This is a genomic window from Kitasatospora sp. NPDC048239, assembly GCF_043202015.1.
In the GTDB taxonomy this organism is placed as follows: domain Bacteria; phylum Actinomycetota; class Actinomycetes; order Streptomycetales; family Streptomycetaceae; genus Kitasatospora.
Genome location: NZ_JBICZP010000003.1, coordinates 94,854 through 115,389, shown reverse-complemented (window position 1 = coordinate 115,389; position 20,536 = coordinate 94,854). Strand labels below are relative to the sequence as shown.

The window sequence follows — 20,536 nt, the reverse complement described above, 5'->3', positions numbered from 1 at the left end:
CTACCGGGCCTTCCGCTCGGCGGCGGTCTGCGGCGCCTCGCCCGCCACCACCGTCCCCCAGGGGTCCGGTACGGCCGTGGCCTTTGACCCTGAGCCTGCGGGGGGATTGCCGCCCTGCAGGTGTGCGTAGACGCTCTGCTCGCCCTGCCGGTACCCGGCGGCCGTCTGGACCAGCCTCGTCCCGCAGCCGGCCATCTCGACGGAGAGCTTGTCGAGCAGGGTCTTCCAGTTCGCGGAGCAGTCGTGCAGGGCTCCGGCGGTGCGCCAGCCCTTCAGTGCCGCTGACGCCTGGTCGCTCGGGCCGACGATCTTCGCGGTCTCGCCTGGTACCTGCTGCGCGATGTGCTGGGCACTCTGCCCGCAGCCCTCCAGCGCGGCCGGATTCACCGTGAACTGTGAGGCCAGATCAGGATTTGGCATGCGTCCCCCCGGGCGCGTCCAGGCGGGCCCATCGCCCGCCTGGGCCTCACCTTAGACGGCCGTGCGTGTGCGCATGGTCTTATTGCGAGGAAACGAGCCCCTCCCAGCGCGCGGCCGAGACCGAGCGCCGGTGGCCCCTGTCGGCGACCCAGCGGCCGGAGTCGGTGCCCCTCGGTCCGGAACCGCCAAGCCGTTGGCGGCCACAGCATGACGAAGGCCCCGGAGAGTGATCTCTCCGGGGCCTTCGTCATGCTGTGGCCAGGGCCGGGGTCGAACCGGCGACCTTCCGCTTTTCAGGCCGCGTGAGGGCCCTCAAGCGCCCTGGACTGCCCCGCAGGGGAGTCCAGGGCCGTGTTCCGCCGTCTGGTGTTGTGCGCCGTTGTTGGCGTACGGGTTGGAGTACGCCAACAGCCATGAGGCACGGGTTCAGCTAGTCGAGGGCGTTGGCCCGCTCGGCAAGCCCGAGCAGGTCGGCCGGGGCGCCGCGGCCGGCAACGAGGACGAGTTCGCGGATCGTCGCGCGGGCTGCGACATGAGTGCGGACGGTCTCTGGGGCGAGCTCCTCGGCCCGAAGCAAGCAGTCGAGGGCCTCGCCAAGGTGCCGCCGCTGGGCATGGGCCCGGCCTAGGTCCATCAGCAACCGAGAGCGCCGCTCAGGCGACAGAGCAGCGGAATTGATCCGGCCCCCGATGTCCAGGGCCTCCCCGGCATCCCCAAGCTCTACCGCTGTCGACACCGCTTGGATCTCGACGTTGGTGGGGCCGAACTCCAGATTGAAGTCGTTTCGGTCTTCCCCGAGCTTGGCCGCCACATCCCGGGCGTGGCGGAGATCCGCACGTGCGTCTTCCCGCTGCCCACTCCGGGCGTGCACGAGAGCAAGAACCAGGTGGAGTGAGCCCAGGACAGACAGCGCTTCAGGCTCGACGGACTCCCGCGTGGCGTACCGGCTCAGCACGTTGACGGCGCTCTCGGCCGCATGCTGAGCCTGGTCAAGGTGCTTCAGTCGAACGAATGCTTGGGCGAGCCGGAAGATGCCAGCAAAGACGATCAACGGCTGGGCTGACTGTTCGGCTGCTCGGATAGATCGATCGGCCGCGACCCATGCGGCGTCAGCCTCATCCTGGCGTACGAAGGCAGCTGCTAGTGCCTGGTAGGCCTGGCTGAGCAGCCCCTGAATCTCGGGCCGCTCGCCAGCGGGCGCTGTGCGTGCGGCCCGTTCAAGTCGGGGCAGGACGCGGCCCAACACCGCGCTCAGTTCGGCGAACCGCGCGGCGTGTGTCAGCTCCCAGACCTCCTCAACAGCCTCCGTTAGCTCGGTCACTGAGGGGGCGTCGCTCCTCGTGGGAGCACTCAGGAGAACGTCGAGCGCGGGATGCCCGGAGATGAGGAGCCGGGCCTGATCCAGATCGTTCGGCTCCTCATCGGCTGGCGGCGGTACGGGTGCAGGTGTGGGCGCATCTGGCCGAAGCACCTGCACGGAAACTCCAAGCCCATCAGCCAGGAGCTGGAGGACATCCAGTCGCACGACTGGCTGAACGCCACGCTCGACCTGGGAAACCCAGCTCGCCGTTCGATCGATGGCGGCAGCTAGCTGATCCTGCTTCAGTCCGCGTTCCTTGCGGAGCTGCGCGACCCGCGCACCGAAGACCTTGCGTTCGTCAGGAGTCATCGAGAGCCTTCCAGTCCAGTGCCCTTGCTCGCGACCTCGTTGAGGAACGTCACCTCGAACGACCGGAGGAACTGCCCGCGCTCCGCGAGGAACCGCTTGACGTGCGGCTGCTGCTCATGGGCCTCGAACGCGTCGCGGTCGCGGTAGAGCTCATAGAAGACCCGGACTGCCGGTTCCCCAGCGACGGTGTGGTTGGCGTACACGAGCGTTCCGGGCTCCAGCTCGTGGATGCCCCTCAGAGCCTCTGCCGCAAGTGCATCGAAGGCGTTCGCGGCCTCTTCATCGTGAGCGGTGAAGCGCACTACCAGACCGAATCCCATGGCCACAGCCCCTCTGTCAGCTTTTGGCTCCAGTGTCGCACGGTCGCTGATTCTCTGCGACTCGCAGAACTTCTTGACTCGCAGAAACACTGCGACTAACTTCATGAGTGTCGACGCGGCGGAAGGTCGCAGAGGCAAGAGGGGCCTTCTTTGGGCTGCTCTGACCTGCACAAACGCACTCATCTGGGCGGCATGACCGCGCTCGGGAGGGGTGTGAGCTGAGGCGGAGGACGCTGCAATCTCCGCAAAGGCCAGGGGATAGGGGTTCGGCTAGGTCCGGCCCTGACTGGCGAGGTGGCCCGGCGACCGCGAGCAACGGCCGGAGAGTGGGGGCGTCGTGGCCCCCCTTGCAGTGAGTTTCCCCTGATCGCTCGAACCGAGGAGGTGTCCGATGTGCTTGATCGACCGCGAGAGACATAGGTCGCCTCGCCTGGCCGTTGCCGGCCGGTGAGGCTGCTCTACCAGCGTTCACGGTTCCCGGCGTGCACCGCTTCGGCGGCGGTACGTCGGGTCCGCGCGGCCGCTCGTCGAGCGTTCGATCCGCCTTACGGCTGCGGCTCCGGTGCTGGAACACCGGAGCCGCTCAGGGCCGTCCGATCAGAGGACACGACCCATGAAACTGATTGTCGCAGGCCAGGATGCCGCGACGCCGGACGAGTTCGCGGAACTCGCGTTCGGCTTCGGGCTCGACGCCGAGTTGTTCACCGGCAGCGAGACGGAGACCGCCGAGGAGCGGCGGGTCCGGCTCGACGCCGCGCGGGACATCCTGCGGGACCTGGACCCGCCGGCCGCCCGCTTCGCGTCCGCGCTGATGCGGACCGCCGAGCGCCGCCGGGTGCAGACCTGGAGGGCCGCCGCATGACCGCCCGCCGCACACTCCACCTCACCGGTACCCGCGCCCCGCACCGGACCGCCCGCCCGGCCGCCGCCGTGCTCGCCGAGTTCGCCCCGGCGCCGGACGGCGGCCTGCCCGGCGCCGCGTGCGTCGGTGTCGACACCGACCTGTTCTTCCCGGACCCCGCCGAGATCGGTGAGCGGGCCGCCCGGTGGGCCGAGCGGCGGGCGCGGATGATCTGCGCCGGGTGCCCGGTGCGCCTGATGTGCCTGGCCCAGGCGCTGGAGCGCCGCGAGCCGCACGGCATCGTCGGCGGCCTCAACGCTGCCGAGCGGGCCAGTATCCGGCGCAGCCAGCAGCGGGCCCGGGTCGGCGGTGGCCGATGAGCACCGTCGCGCTCACTGCGCTCACGGGCGCCCTGTCCGCGCTCACCGCCCGCTCATCCCGGCGGGGGCGGTGGTCGTGGTGAGGGGCCCGGTGAGTCCGGCACAGATCCGGTCGGCCGAGCAGGCGCTGAGCGTGGGGACGTGGACGATCACGTTCGGCGCTGTCCTGTACAGCGTGCTCACGGTGACCCCGCTGATGTCCGGACACAGTCCGGCGGGCTGGGAGTGGACGGCGCCGATCCTGCCGCTGGTCGTGGACGCGGCGGTGGTGATCGTGGTCCGGCTCGACAGCACGCTCGTGCGTCTCGGCGGGGACGGCGGGCGCTGGCCGGTGGTGCTGCGCTGGATGACCGGCCTCATGACGGTGCTGCTCAACACCGGTCAGTCGGCGCTGGACCGGGACCCGGTCGGTGTGGCGGTGCATGCGGTGGCGCCTCTGCTGCTGATCGTCACGGCGGAGGCGTCGCTGGCCTACCGGCGGGCGATCGCAGCTGCGTTGGCCGCCCGTGAAGCGGCTGAGCGCGCCGAGCGGGAGGGGCGCGAACGCCTCGCCGAGGACAAGCGCCGACAGGCCCGCGAGGACCGGCTGGCCGAGTTCGCCGCGGCCGAGCGGCGCGAGCGTGAGCGCCGTGAGCACGAGGAGCGCATGGCCCGTGATCAGCGTGAGCACGAGGCCCGGATGGTGCGCGAGGAACGGGCCGAACGGTCCCAGCGGGAGGCCGCCGACCGGGTCGAGCGCGAGGGCCGTGAGCACGCGGTGAGCGAGCGTGAGCGCCGTGAGCGCGAAGCAGCCCAGACCCGTGAGCAGCGTGAGCGGGAGGCCGCCGCGCGGGCCCGCGAGGAGTTGCTGTCCGGCGGGCCGGCCGCCGAGCGGCTCCCGGAGGAACGCGCCCGCGAGATCGCCAAGGGCGCGTTCGCGGCGGGCCTGCCGCAGCGCTCGGCCGTTGAGCTGACCGGCTGGTCCGTCGGGTGGATTGCAGCCCGCTACCAGGAACTGCGGACCGCCCAGGCCGAGCGGCCCGCCCTGCACGCGGTGCCGGCCACCGGCACCACGAGCGACGTCGAGGAGAAGGCATCGTGACCACCACCGAGAACGCCGCCACCGCGACCGGCCAGCTCAGCGCGGCCGGCGCCCTGTTGGCCATCCTCAGCGCCCACACCGACCTGCCCACCCCCACCGCGGGGCTGAAGCAGTTCATGAAGCCGGGCACCGACATCCCGTGGGGTTCGTGGGGCGTGACGCTGTCGCTGCACGGCGGCCTGAGCGAGTTCGAGCAGTGGCGCGAAGCCCTGGGCCTGGACCCCGCCACCGCCGACAGCGGCGAGTGCGACACCACCCACTGGCTGACCGCATACGGCACCCGCCACGGCGTCCCCGTCGAGGTCAACGGCTTCTACAACCTGCCCGACACCGACGGCACCGGCGAGTAGCGCCATGGGCATCCCACGCTTCTGGGACCCGACCGGCGACCGGCACGGCGGCACCCCCACCTATCCGTGGCGGATGGCACCCACCGGCTACCTCACCAAGCGGCAGCTGCGCGCCCGGGGCCTGCGCCCCGGCGGGCAGGAGGTGGCCGGACAGATCCTGTGGCGCTCGCGCCGCAGCACCGGCGGTGTGCGGGCTGCCTACCTCTACCGCCTCCACCTCGCCAAGCCCGTCAGGCCCATGACCCCCGGCCGGGAACGGGCCCTGGCCGCCGCCAATCGGGCGCGCCGAACCTGCCCCGGCTGCGGCCGCGACGCCGGATACGTCCTGCCCGCGCACCTGGGCACCTGCCTCCCCTGCGCCGGCAGCACTGCCCTCGCGGCCTGAAACACACCAACCCACCTGCACCAAAGCCATCTTGGAGATCCTCGTGAGTGAGATCACCGAAACCGTACCCGCCGGACGACGTTGCTGGTCGGCGGCCTGGGAGGCGTACGCGCCGCTGGACGTCACCCCGCCGGAGCTGGAGCCGCAGGCCCTGGCCCGCGAGGTGCCCGCCTGGGCCGAGGGCGCCGCCACCCCGACCGACGTCACCGACTGGCCGGAGCGCCGGGCCGCCGCCCTCGTGCCCTTCGAGCTGGACGAGCGGGGCTGGCCGCTCCACCCGGCCGGCCGCACCGGCAAGTGCGGCAAGAACCTCGGCCGCTGGGGCGAGAACGCGGCTGCCGACCCGATCGTGGTCGCGGGCACCGGTGCCGAGCGGCGAATCCTGCTGATCACCCGGGACGACATCCGCCAGGAGGCGATCCCCGGCGGGATGGTCGACCCCGGCGAGACCGCCCCGGCCGCCCTGGTCCGTGAGCTGCGCGAAGAGACCGGCGTCGACCTGGCGGGCCACCGGCCCGTCATCCTGGGCCGGGACCTGGTGGACGACTGGCGCCAGTCGGACCACGCGTGGGTGGCCTCCACCAGCGCCCTGTACGTCCTGCCCGCCACCGTCACCGCGACGGCCGCCGACGACGCCCTGGACGCCACCTGGTACCCGGCGTGCTCGGTGGCCGATCTGGAGAGCGCCATCACCGCCGCCGGACGCACCCTGTACGCCGCCCACCGGCCCCTGATCGCCCGCGCCCTCGCCCACCTCGACCTCGACAAGCCCGTCGTCGAGCGCACCGCCGCCGGCAGCGCCGACACCGCCGCGCGGGGCTGACGGCTGCCCGTCCCTGCTCGGCCCTGACGGGTCGGGCGGGGGTGGGGAGCCGGGACAGTCCCGGCCCGCAGGGGAGGCACCGCGATGAGCGTGAACTCGACGTCGCCGAACAGCGGCACGAACAACAGCAGCGCCGGCGGCGCGCGCAACGGCTTCGGGGCCGGTGCGACGTTCGCCCCCGGGATCAGCATCAACGTCAGCAAGAACACCGCGTCCGGCGGCGCCGCCCCCGCCGGCGGTGCGCCGAAGGCGGGCGCCGCGGCGAACCCCGGCACCGGGGTCAACCGCACCTCGGCGCTGGCCCTGCCCGAGCCCGCGTTCTACTCGGCCGCCGACGTCCGCTCCTACTGCGAGGCGCTGCGGGCGTTCGGCGCCTACTCCGCGATCGAGGTGGAGGTTGCGGCCGAGATCCTCAAGGCCGCGCTGGAGCAGGCCCCCGGCGCCCCGGGTGACCACGTGTTCCAGAAGAAGATGCGGGCCCGCGCCGTCGCCAAGAAGCTCTCCAAGGCCGCCGACGCCCTGACCGATGCCGCGAAGGACGCCGCCGCCGCGTGGGCCGCGTTCCAGCGCGAGTACGCCGACGTCATGACCCCCCGCCCCGCCCCGCAGCAGCACCGCCCCTTCCAGTTCTGATCCGAAAGGAGCACGGCCGTGGCGAAGACCAACACCGACCCCGACCAGCAGCACCGCGAGAACCTCGAAGGCGCCAGCACCGGCAAGGGCGTCGCCGCGTGGCTGGCGCACCGGGCCAAGCCCTACACCCCGCCCTGGATCACCGTCGGCGCGACCGGAGTTGCCGGGACCATGGCGTGGCTGCCCGCGCACGGCTCCACCGGGTACGCGGTCGGCCTGACCCTCGGCTCGGTCGCCCTCACCGCCGGGACGGCGTGGGCGGGCAAGACCACCGGCGTCCAGCGGCGCCTGCACTCCGCGGTCACGGTAGCCGCCGGGAGCGGCTGGTTCACCGGCGTGGCGCTCGCGGGGTGGAACAGCCTGACCTTCGGCACGTTCTGGCTCGGCGGCACCGTGCTGGCCCTGTCGTGGAACGTGCGGCAGGTGATGCGCCGCAACCCCGACGCCGTCCAGGCGGCCACCGACACGGACGGCTCGCTGCTGGAGAAGGTCAAGCTCGCCGGCGCCAAGCTCCGCAAGACGGAGGTGGAGCCGAACCGCGTCACCGCCGAACTGGTCCTGCCCGCAGGGGAGCTGACCAACGACGACGTCAGCCGGGCGCTGCCGAACATCGCGTCCGCCCTGGACGTCGCCCCCACCGCCGTGCGGTACATGCCCGACCCCGACTCCGCCCGCCGCGGCGAACTGGTCGTCGTCCCGCGGGACATGCTCGCGGACGTCGTCGAGTGGGAGATGCCCACCAACGTCGGCGGATCGATCGCCGATCCGCTGGTCATCGGCCGCTACGACGACGGGGCCCCGCTGCAGCTGTGGCTGCCCGGCGACCCGCAGGCCGGGCGCAACAGCACCCACCTGCTGATCTGCGGCATGTCCGGGTCCGGAAAGGGCGACGGCGCGCTCGACATCCTCACCGAGATCATGGGCCGCCGCGACGTCATCATCTGGCTCAGCGATCCGAAGGCGTTCCAGGACTTCGGCCCGCTGCGGCCGGGCCTGGACTGGGCGGTGGAGGGCGGGGCCGAGACCGAGACCATGGTCACCGCGCTGCAGGCCGTCATCCCCGCCCGCACCCGCTGGCTCGGCGCCCACGGCTACCGCCAGTGGACCCCGGCGGCCGCCGAGCAGCAGACCGATGCGGCGCACTCCTGCCAGAGGGGCCGGGCGTGCGGCTGCGAGGGCATGCCGTTCCTCGTCGCCTGGTTCGAGGAGGCCGCGAACACCCTGCGGTTCATGGGCGAGGACGCGTTCACCGGCGCCGCCCAGGAAGCCCGATCCGCCGGAATCGCCCTGGTCGTCAGCCTCCAGCGCCCCAGCCACGACCAACTGTCCACCAGCACCCGCGCGTCGCTGCCCAGTGCGCTCGTGTTCGGCCTGGACGCCCGGGACGAGGGCATGGCCCTGCCCGGCCCGGTCCTGGACGCCGGCGCCCACCCCGGGGCCTGGGGCAACCGGCGCCCCGGCTACTGCTACCTCGTCACCCCCGGCGTCGACGAGCAGCGCTACAGCGCACCCGGCCGCACCTGGCGCTTCACCGGGAAGGCCGCCCGCGTCATGGAGCAGTTGGCCGCGTGGGCACAGCGCAACGGCGCCACCGTCGACCCCGTCACCGCGAAGGCCGCCACCGCCACCGTCGGCAACGCCTACACCAACCGCCACCACCGGCACGACGCCACCGACCACGACCAGGACGAGGACGGCGCCAGCGTGTATGTGGACCAGGACAGCGACGATGGCGCGGCCGGGCGGGTGGATCCGGAGGACGAGGGCCTCGACCCGCAGGCCGAACTCCCCCCGGTCCCGGACGCGCTCGACGGTGTGGCGTTCGGGCCGGAGTCGGCGGCCCCGGACTTCACCCCCGAGGAGGCCCGCGCCGCCATGGACGCCATCGTGGCCGCCTTCGAGCAGCACGGGGTCATGGTGATCGGCCCCAAGGACGTCATGGACCAGGCGACGCAGTTCGGCCGCTCCCGCCCCTGGGTCTCGGGGGAGTTCCGCCGCCTCGTGGAGGACGGCCGCCTGGTGCCCACCGCGAAGGCCGGCCGCTACCGGATCGCGCCCGCCATGGCCGGTGTCTGACACCTCTGACACCTGACACCCGCTGACACCCATTCCCCTAGGCAGACGGGGGTGTCAGACGCTCTGACAGCAGCCCCTGACGGCGTCTGACACCCCGCGCTGACACCCCCGCGCCACACCCCTGACGGGAGACGCACGTGGACCACATCCCCGCCCCGCAGACCTACGCCGCGCCGGTGCACTACACCCCCGACGGCACCCCCTACTACGCCGCCCAGCCCGCCCCGGCACCCCTCGCCCTCTACCACCCGCCGACCCCGCTGCCCGCGCCCGCCCAGCACTCGGCCCCGATGCTCTACGCGCCCGCTCCGCTCCCGCAGCACCTGCCCGCCGTCTCTGCCCGCGACCCGTGGCCTGCCCGCCTGGTGGCCGGCGGGGTCGGGATCGGCGGCGCCGGGATCGGGCTCGGCTTCCTCGCCCAGGCCCTCGCGGCCGCCACCACCGCGCTGGGCTTCGTGGCCGCCGGTCTCGCCGTGATCTGGCTGCTCAAGAGCACCAGCGGCGGCGGGGGCCGCGGTGGGCAGGGCGCCGTGAACGTGAGCGTGAACGTCACCAACCGCAACCGCTGACCAGGGGGGAACGCCATGCCCCGCGTGGACCCGCGCTTCACCTCCCCGGCCGCCCGGTCGCGTGCCGGATGGCTACCCGTCCGACCGTGGAACGGCATGACCGTCCTGGACACCTACGGGTGCCAGGGCGGTGCCGGCATGGGCTACTGGCTCGCCGGCTATGACGTCCTCAGCGTCGACATCGCCGACCAGCCGCGGAACCCGTTCGCGTTCATCCAGGCCGACGCCGTGCAGTTCATTGCCGACCACGGGCACCTCTTCGACCTGCTGCACGCCTCCCCGCCGTGCCAGCGCTACACCCGCTGCCAGAAGATCCGGGGCCGCGAGCACCCCGACCTCATCGCCCCCACCCGCGCCGCCCTGGAAGCCACCGGACGCCCGTGGGTGATCGAGAACGTCGAAGAGGCCCGGCCCGAACTGCGCGACCCGGTGATGCTGTGCGGGGCCGCGTTCGGCCTGCGCACCTACCGCCACCGCCTCTTCGAACCCGGCGGGGGGCTCGCCATCGCCCCGCCGCCGCACCCGGCCCACAACGCGTCGAACGCGAAGATGGGCCGCCCCGTCGCCGACGGGGAGTTCATGCACGTCGTCGGCAACTTCTCCAACGTCCCCCTCGCCCGCAGCGAAGCCGTGATGGGCATGCCCTGGGCCACCCGCGACGGCCTGCGCGAAGCCATCCCCCCGGCCTACACCCGCCTCATCGGCCACCAGGCAGCCACCCAGCTCACCGCCGGGCCCGCAGCCCGCACCGCATAGGCCTGCGCCCAGAGCACCACGAACAGCGGCGGCGGCCCCCCTTCCGGCAAGAACCGGGGCCGCCGCCAATCCAGCACCGTCATAGAGAACTGGAGAACTCCAGCATGACCCATGCGACCCACATCCGGGGAGAGCACCTGCCCACCGCTCTCTCCCTCGCGGCCGCCGGCGTTCCCGTGCTGCCGCTGCGGGCCGGGAAGGTGCCGTTCGGCAACTGCCGGAACTGCGCCAACAACGCGTGCGGCGGCCGGCCGAACATGAAGACCCCCGGCCCCTGCACCTGCCCGGCCCCCTGTCACGGCTGGGCCGCCGCCACCACCGACCCCGCCGTCATCAACTCCAGGGCGTGGGCGCGGGCGTGGCGGGAGGCGGCCGCCGTCGGATACCACCCCGGCGGCACCGGCCTGACCGTCGTCGACCTCGACAACGCCGACGCCATCGCGTGGGCGCGCGAGACCCTGCCCGCCACCAGGACCGTGCCCACGATCCGGGGCGAGCACTGGCTCTACCGGGGCGCCATGGCCTCCGCCAACGCCGTCCGGTCCGGCGTGGACATCAAGTCGTCCATGTCCTACGCCCGTTGGCTCGGCCACGGCGCGGGCACCATGGCGGCCCTGCCGGACGTCGTGCGCGCCCTGATCGTCAGGGAGCCCGCCCCGGTCCGGCCGGCGGCCGTCACGGTGCCCGCACCGGCCGGCGGCGGGACGTGCCCCCACCGCACGCCCACGTTCCTGGAGCGCGGCATCGCCATGGCCGAGCAGCGCATCGCCGAGACGGCCAGCGCCGTGCACAACACGGTGTTCGGCGCGTTCCTCGCGGTGCTCTCGACGCACGGCCGGTGCGGGTGCCTCACCCCGGCGCACACGGAGCGGCTGTTCGCCGCAGCGCAGGCCAAGGGGGAATCGCCCCGGCACTGCGCCGACGCGTGGGCCAACGCCCTGACCCGGCTGGGGCTGTAGCCGTGGCCGAGGACGAGAAGACCCCGGCGCGCGAGGTCATCGCGGACTACGCGCAGGCGCACTTCCGGTACTTCCGCACGGCGGACGGGACCGTTTACGCGCAGCGCAACGGCCACCCCGTGGCGCGCCCGATTCGCTCTCAGGGAACGACCGGCAGCCACCGCCAGGAACTCATCGTCGGCCTGTACCGGGACGGGATCGGCGTGTTCAACGGGACCGCCATGAAGGAGGCGCTCGACCTGATCGAGGCCCTCGCCCTGGCTGAGGACGTGCAGCCCGTCCACATCCGGGTAGCGCCCGGGTTCGACGGCGCCACGTGGCTCGACCTCGGCCGGGCCGACGGCAAGTCCGTCCGCATCCACCCCACCGGCTGGGACATCACCGTCCCCGACCCGCGTGAGGTGTGCTGGCGGCGCACCCAGCTCACCGGCGAACTGCCCCTGCCCGTCAAGGACACCGACGGCAAGGGCATCGACCTGTTGATGAGGCTGTGCAACTTCGCGAACGCCGCGACCGAGTGCCTGGCCCTCGCCTGGCTGATCGGATGCCTCGGCCCGTCCGTGCCGGTGCCAGCGCCGTTCCTCACCGGCCCGCAGGGCGCGGGCAAGTCCACCGGCGGCCGGATGCTCGTGCGGATCATCGAGGGCATGAGCGGTGACCTCCGCCGGGCACCGAAGGACGAGGAGAACCTGATCGCGGCCGTTGCGGCCGGATGGGTCACCGCCCTGGACAACCTCTCCCACATGGGGCCGGACCTGTCCGACGCCATGTGCTGCATCGTGACCGGCGCCGAGAGCGTCAAGCGCGCCCTGTTCACCGACGGCGACGTGTACCGCTCCGCCTACCGCCGGCCCCTGCTCCTGACCGGTATCGACGTGGGCGTCATCCGCCCCGACCTCGCCGAACGGCTCCTCCCGCTGCGGCTGGAGCGGCCCCGCGTCCGGCGCACCGAGGCGGAGCTGTGGGCGGAGTACGCGGACGTCCTGCCCGTCGTCCTCGGGTCCCTGCTCGACCTCACGGTCAAGGTCCGCGCCGCCGAGGCCGAGACCCCCACCGACCTGCGGATGGCCGATTTCGCCCACCTGTGCGCCCAGCTCGACGCGGCCACCGGTCTCGGAGCGCTGCCGGCCTACCGGGCCAGCCTCGACGACCTGAACGACGACGTGATCGAAGGCGACCTGTTGGCGCAGACCGTCCTCAAGCACGCCGAGAGCATCGAGCCCGGCACCGCGCAGCGCTGGACGTCCACCGAGTGGCTGCTTCGCCTCAGCCGTCTCTGCAGCGGCGACGACGTGCGGGCCCTGCCCAAGGGGTGGCCGACTACCGGCAAGGTGCTGTCCGACCGGCTCAAGCGCCTTCAGCCGACCCTCGCGGCCCGGGGCGTCCTCATCGACACCGGCCGCACGAAGGAGGGCCGCTTCCTCGAAATGGCCCGCCCCGCGCCCGAGCCCACGCATGAACAGCCCCGGCTGCACTGACCTGCCGCACGGACAAGCAAGAAGAGCACCGGCGCCCGGGTGCTCTTCTTGCTGTTCGGCGAAGCCGCCCAAGGGTCGTGCCGCGCAGCGGCTCCTCATTCGCTCTGAGAGGGGTGCCAAGTACTACAGGCAGCCCCACCTTTTTTCCTAAGTAGGAAGACGCTGCGTCACCTGCGTCACCCGGCCCGGAAAACAGCCCCTGACCTGCGCCGGAACCGGTGACGCAGACGGCGGCCCCTGCGTCATTCTGCGTCACCTGCGTCACCCGATGACGCAGCCCATGACGCAGCGGTGACGCACGCCCCGACCTCAGCGTCACCTAAAGCCGCAGGTCAGAAGCCCGAATGACGCTGATGACGCGGTGACGCAGAAATCCCCACCTCGGACAACACACGCCACGCACCACGGAGGGACCCGCGCATGACCACCGCCGTGCCCGAAGTGCTCACCGTCGAAGAGGTCATGGCCTCACTCCGGATGAGCCGCAGCAAGGTCTACGACCTCATCCGCTCCAAGAAGCTCGGCAGCATCACCGAGGGCCGATCCCGCCGGATCCCCGTCGAATGCCTCTCCACCTATATCCGCACCAAGATCGAGGAGAACGCCTGATGGCGAAGCGCGCCAACGGCGACGGCAGCATCAGCCGCATGACGAACCGCGACCTCTACCACGGCCGTGTCTACGTGACCACGACGTCCGGGAACGTCAAGCGCATCTCCGTGTACGGGAAGACCCGTGACGAGGTGCGGGACAAGATGACGGAGCTCCAGGCCCAGAACAACCAGGGGATCCCGACGCCCGACACCAACTCCAAGGTGGAGGAGTACTTGACGTACTGGCTGGCCGCGGTGGTGAGGGTGAACCGCCGACCGAAGACCTACCAGGGATACGAGAGCGTGGTCCGGGTGCATCTGGTCCCCGGGCTCGGCACCAAGAAGCTCCGGACCCTTCGGGCCGCCGACGTCCGGACGTGGCTCGCCCGGGTGGCCGGCGCCTGCCAGTGCTGCAAGAACGGGTGGGACGCGGCCCGGCTGAAGCCGGAGTGCTGTGCCGCGGGGGAGTGCTGCGAGACCAAGCTGTCCCGCCGCATGGTGCAGTCGATCCACGCCGTCCTGCGGAACGCCTTGGAGAACGCCGTTCGGGAGGAGCTGATCCTGAGGAACGTCGCCAAGCTGGTGCAGGTGCCCACACCCGACTACGGCACCGGGAAGGGTCTCACCGTCCCGCAGGCTCGCTTGCTCCTGAAGGCGGCCAGTGCGGACCGGCTGCACGCCCTCTACGTCCTCGCCCTCGCCATGGGGATGCGGCGCGGAGAGCTGCTGGGCCTGCACTGGGCGGCGGTGGACCTGGAGCGCGGGACGCTCATCGTGTCCAGCAACCTCCAGCGGGTGGACGGCGCCCTCCAGCTCGGCCCGACCAAGACGGCGTCCTCGCTCCGGACGCTGCCGCTCCCGCCGCTCGTCCTGGAGGCCTTGCGCGCCCACCGGGAGCGGCAGGCTCAGGAACGGGTGGCGGCTGGCGAGCGGTGGACGGAAACGGGGCTGGTGTTCACCAGCCGGGTCGGGACGCCGATCGAGCCGGACAACCTCCGGCGGAGTTGGTACCCGCTCCGGGACCGGCTCGGGCTCTCGCTCCGATTCCATGACCTCCGCCACACCTGCGTGACCCTGCTGCTGGACCTCGGCGTCCCGCCGCACATCGTTCGGCAGATCGCCGGGCACAGCGACATCGGCGTGACGATGAAGGTCTACGCTCACGCGTCCCTGGACGAGCAGCGGAAGGCCCTCGGGTCGCTGAGTGACAAGCTCGGCTGAGTCGTTGGCGTACCGGTTGGCGTACGGGACATGAAAACGGCCCCGGAGAGTGATCTCTCCGGGGCCGTTTTGCCTTTTCAGGCGGCTGTGGCCAGGGCCGGGGTCGAACCGGCGACCTTCCGCTTTTCAGGCGGACGCTCGTACCAACTGAGCTACCTGGCCGTACTGCATTTGCACCGTCTCTTGCGAGACGAGCGATCCCGACGGGACTTGAACCCGCGACCTCCACCTTGACAGGGTGGCGAGCTAACCAACTGCTCCACGGGACCTTGTGTGGCGTGAACCACTAGGTCTTGCGGCACTGACTTTACTACGGTACTGCGTGCCCCCAACGGGATTCGAACCCGTGCTACCGCCTTGAAAGGGCGGCGTCCTGGGCCACTAGACGATGAGGGCTTGCGGCCTGTCCCGCTGTTTCCAGCGTTCGGGGACGTCGAGAAGCATATGGGATCTCGGGCGGAACGCCAAAACGGGTTTCGGCCGGGTGGGGGCGGGGCCGTCGGGGGCGGGGTCAGGACCAGCCGAGTTCGTCGAGCTCGTGGTCGTCGAAGCCGAAGTGGTGGGCGACCTCGTGGATCACCGTGGTGCGGACCTCCTCGACCACCTGCTCGCGGGTCTCGCACTGCCGCAGGGTCGGACCCCGGTAGACGATGATGCGGTCGGGCAGGACGCCGGCGTACCACTCGCCGCGCTCGGTGAGGGGGGTGCCCTCGTAGAGGCCGAGGAGTTCCGGGTCGGTGGCGTCGGGTTCGTCCTCGACGAACACCGCGACGTTGTCCATCATGGCCGCGAGCTGCGGGGGAATCTGGTCGAGGGCGTCGCCGACCAGCATCTCGAACTCTTCCCGGGTCATCTCCACCGGATCATTGTCGGGTCTGGGGTGACGGTGTGCCAGGCGGTCGGGGCAGGTGTTTCATGGGCGTATGGCGACCTCGGGCGGTGCGGTGGGCGGCGCGGTGCGGACGGGGGCCGGCCCGGGCGGGGCCCCGCGGCGGCCGTCGGTGCTGCGCGGGCAGGGGCCGGCGGTGGCGGTCGTGGCGCTGGGCGGGGCGGTCGGGGCGTCGGCCCGGTACGGGGCCGGGCTGCTCTGGCCGACCGGGCCGGCCGGGTTTCCGTGGACGACGCTGCTGGTGAACGTGGCGGGCTGTGCGGTGATCGGGGTCTTCCTGGTGGTGGTCACGGAGGGGCGGCCCGCGCATCCGCTGCTGCGGCCGTTCTTCGGGACGGGGGTGCTCGGCGGGTTCACCACCTTCTCCACGTACGCGGTGGACGCCCGGCAGCTGCTGGAGGAGGGCCGGCCCGGCGCGGGCCTGGCGTACCTGGGGCTGACGCTGCTGGCGGCGCTGGGGGCGGTGTGGGCGGCGGTCGCGCTGACGCGTCGTCTGGTCCGGCGCGGGGCCGGGGGTTCGCGATGACCGGGTTGTCCGGGCCGGCGCTGCGGCTGACCGTGCTGGTCGGCGAGAACGACCGCTGGCACCACCGCCCGCTGTACAGCGAGATCGTGCACCGGGCGCGGGCCGCCGGGCTGGCCGGGGCGAGCGTGTTCCGGGGGATCGAGGGGTTCGGGGCCTCGTCGCTGGTGCACACGGCGCGGCTGCTGTCGCTGAGCGAGGACCTGCCGGTCGCGGTGGTGATCGTGGACACCGAGGAGCGGGTGCGGGGCTTCCTGCCGCAGCTGGACGGTCTGGTGGCGGAGGGGCTGGTGGTGCTCGACCCCTGCGAGGTCGTGCGGTACGTCGGCCGGGGCGGGTCGGCGGCGGAGCCGCGGGAGGGGTCGGGGGAGTGAACTGGCTGCTGGTGGTCGCCGGGGCGGTGGTGGGCGCGCCGCTGCGGTACCTGAGCGACCGGGCGGTGCAGGCGCGGCACGACTCGGTGTTCCCGTGGGGCACCTTCGCGGTGAACGCGGTCGGCTGCCTGGTGCTCGGACTGCTGACCGGTGCGGTGGCGGCCGGCGCCGCGTCCTCGCAGGTCCGGCTGCTGGTCGGGACGGGCTTCTGCGGGGCGCTGACCACGTACTCGACCTTCTCGTACGAGACGCTGCGGCTGGCCGAGAGCGGCGCCGGGCGCTATGCGCTGGCCAACGTGGCGGGGAGCCTGGCGGTGGGCCTGGCGGCCGTGTACGCGGGGGCGGGGCTCGCCTCGGCGCTCTGGGGCTGAGGCGCCGGCCCCTCCCGGCGGGGCCGCCCGGGCCGGGGAGGTTTGAACCGCGACGGTTGGGCCGGGTGGATGGCGGCCGGCGCCTTCCTGCGGCGCTGCCCGTGTCCCCCTCGGGCGGGCGCGCGTTGGGCACCGAAAGTGGCCGCGCACGGCGGGCGGCCCGGGTGGGGCGGTACGAGAGGGAGCTCGGTGGCGGCGGTGCGTGCGATGCGTGCGGTTCGGGATGCGGGTGCTCGGGTTGTGGGTGACCGGCTTGCGGGTGACCGCGACGGCGCGGCTGATCGGCGGAGGGCAGGGGTCCGCGAGGCGCCCGTCCGAGAGGTGCCGGTCCGCGAGGTGCCGGTGCGCGAGGTGCCCGTCCGGGTGCCGGATCCGCGCTCCGCGGCGGTGCGGACGGGCGTGGTGCGGGCGGCGGCGGTGCTGGCGGTGGCCGGGCTCGGGCTCACCGGGTGCATGTCGGTGGGGCCGGCGGCGGACGAGAAGCACGGCGTGGTGCCGGTCGGACAGGCCGGGACGCCGGGCAAGGCCGTCGGCGGGGCCTCCGCCTCGCCGGGCGCCCACCAGGTCGGTGCCGGGCGCTCGGAGCGGCCCGGGGGCGTGCAGGCCGAGAACGCGCCCGCGGCGGGTGCGACCCCGGCACCGGGTGAGGCGAGCCCCGGGGTGAACGCCGCGGTCGCGGGCGCGGTGCCCGTGCCGGGCGCTCCCCCCGAGGAGGCCGCGCCGGGCGCGAACGGCGGGGCCGGGGGCGTGAGCGCCAGCCCCGCACCCCATCCGGCCACCGGTACCTCCTCCGGCGGGGCGACCGGCGGCCCGGGCGGGTCGGCGGGCGGGCCTGCTGGCGGCGCGGCGGGCGGCACCGGCGGCGGTTCGGCCAGCGCCCCGGCCACCGGCCCCACCACCAGGCCCCCGGCCTCCCCCGAGCCCGAGCACACCTCGGCCGCTCCGACCGTCCCGTCCGTCCCGGAGCCCTCCGCCACCGGCCCGGGCGGCAACTCCGGCGGTAGCTCCGGCGGCAACTCCGGATCGTCGGCGCCGAGCCCGGCCGCGGGCGGACATTAGCGCCCTGGCCAGCGCATTTGCCTCTGATACCCAAGTTCGCCTATGGTGGTAGATCGTTCGTTTGATTCATTTGATTGGCGCCCTAATTCCCATCTGGCGCCCTTGGCGCGTTCCGGCGATCCGTGGCTGACCGCATAGAGGCGGTTGTGAAACAGAACCCGGACTTTGGCGCGTGCCACTTCCGGAAGGTTTTGCATGTCTCTCGTTGACGACGCCCGCTTCGCCATGCCCGCGAGCGAGTCCGCCGCCGATGTCACCACCACCGATGCCCCCGAGGTCGACCTGGTCGACATCGAGCAGGACATCGACCGAAACGCCGACCTGGACGCCGACGAGGTCGAGGCCGACGAGGCCACCGAGCCCGCCGAGCCCACCATCACCTTCGGCGACCTGGGCCTGCACGACGACGTCGTGCGCGCCCTCGCCAAGCGCGGCGTCACCACCCCGTTCCCGATCCAGGCCGCGACCATCCCGGACGCCCTGGCCGGCAAGGACGTGCTGGGCCGCGGCCGCACCGGCTCCGGCAAGACCCTCAGCTTCGGCCTCCCGCTGCTGACCCGCCTCGCCGACGGCGAGCGCACCAAGCCCAAGCACCCGCGCGGCCTGATCCTCGTCCCGACCCGTGAGCTGGCCATGCAGGTGGCCGACGCCCTGGAGCCGTTCGGCTCGGTGCTCGGCCTCAAGCTCAAGGTCGTCTGCGGCGGCACCTCGATGTCGAACCAGATCTACGCGCTGGAGCGCGGCGTCGACATCCTCGTCGCCACCCCCGGCCGTCTGCGCGACCTGCTGAACCGCGGCAGCGCCAAGCTCGGCGACGTCCGCACCGTCGTGCTCGACGAGGCCGACCAGATGGCCGACATGGGCTTCCTGCCCGAGGTCACCGAGATCCTCGACCAGGTCCCGGCCGGCGGCCAGCGCCTGCTGTTCTCCGCCACCCTGGAGAACGAGATCGACACCCTGGTCAAGCGCTACCTGAAGAACCCGGTCACCCACGAGGTCGACCCGTCGGCCGGCGCGGTCACCACCATGACCCACCACATCCTCGTGGTGAAGCCCAAGGACAAGGCGCCGATCACCAACGCGATCGCCGCCCGCAAGGGCCGCACGATCATCTTCGTCCGCACCCAGATGGGCGCCGACCGCGTCGCCGAGCAGCTCATCGAGGCCGGCGTGAAGGCCGACGCGCTGCACGGCGGGATGACCCAGGGCGCCCGTACCCGCGTCCTCGGCGACTTCAAGGACGGCTACGTCAACGTCGTCGTCGCGACCGACGTCGCCGCCCGTGGCATCCACGTCGACGGCATCGACCTGGTCCTGAACGTGGACCCGGCCGGCGACCACAAGGACTACCTGCACCGCTCGGGCCGCACCGCGCGGGCCGGCCGCTCCGGCGCCGTCGTCACCCTGGTGCTGCCGCACCAGCGCCGCGGCGTGTTCCGCCTGATGGAGGACGCGGGCGTCGACGCCTCGCGCCACATCCTCGACCACGCCTTCGACGCCGAGGTCGCCAAGATCACGGGCGCCCGCTCGCTGATCGAGGTCCAGGCCGAGAGCGCGGCCGGCATCGCCGGTGCCGCCGAGCGCGAGCTCGCCGACATGACCCGCCAGCTGGAGCGCGCGCAGCGCCGCGCCAACGAGCTGCGCGAGGAGGCCGACCGCCTCGCCGCCCGTGCGGCGCGCGAGCGTGCCGACCTGGGCATCGTGGACGAGGAGCCGGCCGCCGAGGGCGACGCGACCGCCGAGACCCCGGAGGCCGCGGCCACCGAGCCCGCCGCCCCGGCGGCGGAGGAGCGCACCCCCTCCTACCGCGAGGCGCGCACCGAGCGTCCGGCCTACGACCGTGGCAGCCGTGACCGTGACGACCGCGGCGGCCGCTCCGGTGGCTTCAACCGCGACGACCGTGGCAGCCGTGACCGCGATGACCGCGGCGGCCGCTCCGGTGGCTTCAACCGCGACGACCGTGGCAGCCGTTCCTTCGGTGACCGTGACAACCGCGGTGGCGGCTTCAACCGCGACCGTGACGACCGTGGCGGCCGTACCGGTGGCTTCAACCGCGATGACCGCGGTGGCCGTACCGGTGGCTTCAACCGTGACGACCGCGGTGGCCGTACCGGTGGCTTCAACCGCGACGACCGTGGCGGCGAGCGCGGTGGCTTCAACCGTGACGACCGCGGCAGCCGTTCCTTCGGTGACCGTGACAACCGCGGTGGCGGCTTCAACCGCGACCGTGACGACCGCGGCGGCCGCTCCTTCGGCGACCGTCCGGCCCGCACCTTCGGCGACCGCCCGTCCTTCGGCCGCGACCGCGACGAGCGCGGCGCCGGCAGCAGCGCGAGCCGTCCGTTCTCCCGTCGTGACGACCACCGCTCCGGTGGCCGCCCGCAGGCCTCCGGTGGCTTCAACCGTGACCGCGGCGACGACCGCGGTGGCCGCTCCGGTGGCTTCAACTCCGGTGGCTTCAACCGCGACGACCGCAAGCCGCGCTGGAAGAACTGACCCTTCGGGACAGTGAAGGCCCTGGGGCCCGGACCACTTCGGTGGCCGGGCCCTTCGGCCTTTCCGGGCTCCGACGGCCGGTGGTAGGATCCGCGCGCATTTGAGTGATCTTCACAATTGCTGAAGGTCGTCGCAGCGAGCGCCGCCCGTCGTCCGGCCCCACTCCCACCCCCAGGTGACCGGGCCCGGCCGCCGTCGTGTCGAGCGCCGCTGCCCGTGTCACCGGCCCGGCCCGGGCCGGTGCAGTCGCCCGCGGACCAGGGGGGTCTC

General features: G+C 72.7%; 23 protein-coding genes and 4 tRNA genes. 19 read left to right on the top strand and 8 right to left on the bottom strand.

Annotated elements, in window-relative coordinates; genetic code table 11:
- From ACGFZP_RS08310 to ACGFZP_RS08295, 4 genes are all read right to left on the bottom strand, one after another.
- Positions 1-420, bottom strand: coding sequence for a hypothetical protein (locus ACGFZP_RS08310; protein WP_392929898.1), 420 nt, complete (start codon positions 418-420; stop codon positions 1-3).
- A 255-nt stretch (positions 421-675) separates the two neighbouring features.
- Positions 676-751 (bottom strand) — tRNA-Phe (locus ACGFZP_RS08305).
- Between the two features lie 99 nt (positions 752-850).
- Complete coding sequence (locus ACGFZP_RS08300; protein WP_392929896.1) at positions 851-2,089, bottom strand: helix-turn-helix domain-containing protein; 1,239 nt, start codon at positions 2,087-2,089, stop codon at positions 851-853.
- Positions 2,086-2,514 carry a putative quinol monooxygenase gene (locus tag ACGFZP_RS08295; protein ID WP_392929894.1) on the bottom strand — a complete coding sequence of 143 codons (429 nt, stop codon included), beginning with the start codon at positions 2,512-2,514 and terminating at the stop codon, positions 2,086-2,088. The genes ACGFZP_RS08300 and ACGFZP_RS08295 overlap by 4 nt, the downstream gene beginning before the upstream one ends.
- A gap of 508 nt (positions 2,515-3,022) precedes the next feature.
- Between ACGFZP_RS08295 and ACGFZP_RS08290 the strand changes: the two genes are divergently transcribed.
- The 14 genes from ACGFZP_RS08290 to xerC all read left to right on the top strand — a co-directional run bounded on the left by ACGFZP_RS08290 (position 3,023) and on the right by xerC (position 14,554).
- Positions 3,023-3,271, top strand: a complete 249-nt coding sequence (locus ACGFZP_RS08290; protein ID WP_392929893.1) for a hypothetical protein — start codon at positions 3,023-3,025, stop codon at positions 3,269-3,271.
- Complete coding sequence (locus ACGFZP_RS08285) at positions 3,268-3,630, top strand: WhiB family transcriptional regulator (protein WP_392929891.1); 363 nt, start codon at positions 3,268-3,270, stop codon at positions 3,628-3,630. Before ACGFZP_RS08290 ends, ACGFZP_RS08285 begins: the two co-directional genes overlap by 4 nt.
- Positions 3,631-3,721: 91 nt before the next feature.
- Positions 3,722-4,711, top strand: a complete 990-nt coding sequence (locus ACGFZP_RS08280; RefSeq protein WP_392929888.1) for a DUF2637 domain-containing protein — start codon at positions 3,722-3,724, stop codon at positions 4,709-4,711.
- Entirely contained in the window at positions 4,708-5,061 is a 354-nt protein-coding gene (locus tag ACGFZP_RS08275; RefSeq protein ID WP_392929886.1) for a hypothetical protein, read from the top strand. The genes ACGFZP_RS08280 and ACGFZP_RS08275 overlap by 4 nt, the downstream gene beginning before the upstream one ends.
- Before the next feature lie 4 nt (positions 5,062-5,065).
- The gene (locus ACGFZP_RS08270) at positions 5,066-5,446 is read left to right on the top strand and encodes an RRQRL motif-containing zinc-binding protein (RefSeq protein ID WP_392929883.1); all 381 of its coding nucleotides are present in this window, start codon (positions 5,066-5,068) and stop codon (positions 5,444-5,446) included.
- A 43-nt stretch (positions 5,447-5,489) separates the two neighbouring features.
- Positions 5,490-6,269, top strand: a complete 780-nt coding sequence (locus tag ACGFZP_RS08265) for an NUDIX domain-containing protein (protein ID WP_392929880.1) — start codon at positions 5,490-5,492, stop codon at positions 6,267-6,269.
- 84 nt (positions 6,270-6,353) lie between these two features.
- Positions 6,354-6,902 carry a plasmid transfer protein TraA gene (gene traA, locus ACGFZP_RS08260; protein ID WP_392929877.1) on the top strand — a complete coding sequence of 183 codons (549 nt, stop codon included), beginning with the start codon at positions 6,354-6,356 and terminating at the stop codon, positions 6,900-6,902.
- An 18-nt stretch (positions 6,903-6,920) separates the two neighbouring features.
- Entirely contained in the window at positions 6,921-8,978 is a 2,058-nt protein-coding gene (gene traB / locus ACGFZP_RS08255) for a plasmid transfer protein TraB (RefSeq protein ID WP_392929874.1), read from the top strand.
- 137 nt (positions 8,979-9,115) lie between these two features.
- Entirely contained in the window at positions 9,116-9,547 is a 432-nt protein-coding gene (locus ACGFZP_RS08250; RefSeq protein ID WP_392929871.1) for a hypothetical protein, read from the top strand.
- A gap of 96 nt (positions 9,548-9,643) precedes the next feature.
- On the top strand, positions 9,644-10,303 hold the full coding sequence (locus ACGFZP_RS08245; protein WP_392929869.1) for an SAM-dependent methyltransferase: 660 nt from the start codon (positions 9,644-9,646) through the stop codon (positions 10,301-10,303).
- Positions 10,304-10,407: 104 nt separating this feature from the next.
- Entirely contained in the window at positions 10,408-11,262 is an 855-nt protein-coding gene (locus ACGFZP_RS08240; protein WP_392929867.1) for a bifunctional DNA primase/polymerase, read from the top strand.
- Positions 11,263-11,264: 2 nt separating this feature from the next.
- Complete coding sequence (locus ACGFZP_RS08235) at positions 11,265-12,740, top strand: ATP-binding protein (protein ID WP_392929865.1); 1,476 nt, start codon at positions 11,265-11,267, stop codon at positions 12,738-12,740.
- 420 nt (positions 12,741-13,160) lie between these two features.
- Positions 13,161-13,349 (top strand): helix-turn-helix domain-containing protein, encoded by a 189-nt coding sequence (locus ACGFZP_RS08230; protein ID WP_392929863.1) that lies wholly within the window; start codon positions 13,161-13,163, stop codon positions 13,347-13,349.
- Complete coding sequence (gene xerC, locus ACGFZP_RS08225; RefSeq protein ID WP_392929861.1) at positions 13,349-14,554, top strand: tyrosine recombinase XerC; 1,206 nt, start codon at positions 13,349-13,351, stop codon at positions 14,552-14,554. Before ACGFZP_RS08230 ends, xerC begins: the two co-directional genes overlap by 1 nt.
- Positions 14,555-14,642: 88 nt before the next feature.
- Here the strand turns inward: xerC and ACGFZP_RS08220 are convergent.
- The 4 genes from ACGFZP_RS08220 to ACGFZP_RS08205 form a co-directional block, all read right to left on the bottom strand.
- Positions 14,643-14,716, bottom strand: a tRNA-Phe gene (locus tag ACGFZP_RS08220).
- A 33-nt stretch (positions 14,717-14,749) separates the two neighbouring features.
- A tRNA-Asp gene (locus ACGFZP_RS08215) sits at positions 14,750-14,823 on the bottom strand.
- A gap of 54 nt (positions 14,824-14,877) precedes the next feature.
- Positions 14,878-14,950: transfer RNA gene (locus tag ACGFZP_RS08210), tRNA-Glu, on the bottom strand.
- A gap of 115 nt (positions 14,951-15,065) precedes the next feature.
- Positions 15,066-15,407 (bottom strand): metallopeptidase family protein, encoded by a 342-nt coding sequence (locus ACGFZP_RS08205; protein WP_392930999.1) that lies wholly within the window; start codon positions 15,405-15,407, stop codon positions 15,066-15,068.
- A gap of 70 nt (positions 15,408-15,477) precedes the next feature.
- On the opposite strand from ACGFZP_RS08205, the gene crcB (ACGFZP_RS08200) reads away from it, so the two are divergent.
- From crcB (ACGFZP_RS08200) to ACGFZP_RS08180, 5 genes are all read left to right on the top strand, one after another.
- Entirely contained in the window at positions 15,478-15,969 is a 492-nt protein-coding gene (crcB, locus tag ACGFZP_RS08200; protein ID WP_392929859.1) for a fluoride efflux transporter CrcB, read from the top strand.
- Entirely contained in the window at positions 15,966-16,340 is a 375-nt protein-coding gene (locus ACGFZP_RS08195; protein ID WP_392929856.1) for a DUF190 domain-containing protein, read from the top strand. Before crcB (ACGFZP_RS08200) ends, ACGFZP_RS08195 begins: the two co-directional genes overlap by 4 nt.
- Complete coding sequence (gene crcB, locus ACGFZP_RS08190) at positions 16,337-16,711, top strand: fluoride efflux transporter CrcB (protein ID WP_392929853.1); 375 nt, start codon at positions 16,337-16,339, stop codon at positions 16,709-16,711. The genes ACGFZP_RS08195 and crcB (ACGFZP_RS08190) overlap by 4 nt, the downstream gene beginning before the upstream one ends.
- Before the next feature lie 321 nt (positions 16,712-17,032).
- Entirely contained in the window at positions 17,033-17,770 is a 738-nt protein-coding gene (locus ACGFZP_RS08185) for a hypothetical protein (RefSeq protein WP_392929851.1), read from the top strand.
- 195 nt (positions 17,771-17,965) lie between these two features.
- Positions 17,966-20,266 carry a DEAD/DEAH box helicase gene (locus tag ACGFZP_RS08180; RefSeq protein WP_392929848.1) on the top strand — a complete coding sequence of 767 codons (2,301 nt, stop codon included), beginning with the start codon at positions 17,966-17,968 and terminating at the stop codon, positions 20,264-20,266.
- The last annotated feature ends 270 nt before the right edge of the window (positions 20,267-20,536 follow it).

What these genes read in the sequence shown, in the direction of transcription:
- ACGFZP_RS08240 (WP_392929867.1), top strand. Translation starts at nt 10,408, where the DNA reads ATGACCCATGCGACCCACATCCGGGGAGAGCACCTGCCCACCGCTCTC.
- ACGFZP_RS08310 (WP_392929898.1), bottom strand. Translation starts at nt 420, where the DNA reads ATGCCAAATCCTGATCTGGCCTCACAGTTCACGGTGAATCCGGCCGCG.
- ACGFZP_RS08205 (WP_392930999.1), bottom strand. Translation starts at nt 15,407, where the DNA reads ATGACCCGGGAAGAGTTCGAGATGCTGGTCGGCGACGCCCTCGACCAG.
- ACGFZP_RS08230 (WP_392929863.1), top strand. Translation starts at nt 13,161, where the DNA reads ATGACCACCGCCGTGCCCGAAGTGCTCACCGTCGAAGAGGTCATGGCC.
- ACGFZP_RS08245 (WP_392929869.1), top strand. Translation starts at nt 9,644, where the DNA reads ATGACCGTCCTGGACACCTACGGGTGCCAGGGCGGTGCCGGCATGGGC.
- xerC (WP_392929861.1), top strand. Translation starts at nt 13,349, where the DNA reads ATGGCGAAGCGCGCCAACGGCGACGGCAGCATCAGCCGCATGACGAAC.
- ACGFZP_RS08180 (WP_392929848.1), top strand. Translation starts at nt 17,966, where the DNA reads ATGTCTCTCGTTGACGACGCCCGCTTCGCCATGCCCGCGAGCGAGTCC.
- ACGFZP_RS08285 (WP_392929891.1), top strand. Translation starts at nt 3,268, where the DNA reads ATGACCGCCCGCCGCACACTCCACCTCACCGGTACCCGCGCCCCGCAC.
- crcB (WP_392929859.1), top strand. Translation starts at nt 15,478, where the DNA reads ATGGCGACCTCGGGCGGTGCGGTGGGCGGCGCGGTGCGGACGGGGGCC.
- ACGFZP_RS08300 (WP_392929896.1), bottom strand. Translation starts at nt 2,089, where the DNA reads ATGACTCCTGACGAACGCAAGGTCTTCGGTGCGCGGGTCGCGCAGCTC.
- traA (WP_392929877.1), top strand. Translation starts at nt 6,354, where the DNA reads ATGAGCGTGAACTCGACGTCGCCGAACAGCGGCACGAACAACAGCAGC.
- ACGFZP_RS08270 (WP_392929883.1), top strand. Translation starts at nt 5,066, where the DNA reads ATGGGCATCCCACGCTTCTGGGACCCGACCGGCGACCGGCACGGCGGC.
- ACGFZP_RS08290 (WP_392929893.1), top strand. Translation starts at nt 3,023, where the DNA reads ATGAAACTGATTGTCGCAGGCCAGGATGCCGCGACGCCGGACGAGTTC.
- ACGFZP_RS08295 (WP_392929894.1), bottom strand. Translation starts at nt 2,514, where the DNA reads ATGAAGTTAGTCGCAGTGTTTCTGCGAGTCAAGAAGTTCTGCGAGTCG.
- ACGFZP_RS08195 (WP_392929856.1), top strand. Translation starts at nt 15,966, where the DNA reads ATGACCGGGTTGTCCGGGCCGGCGCTGCGGCTGACCGTGCTGGTCGGC.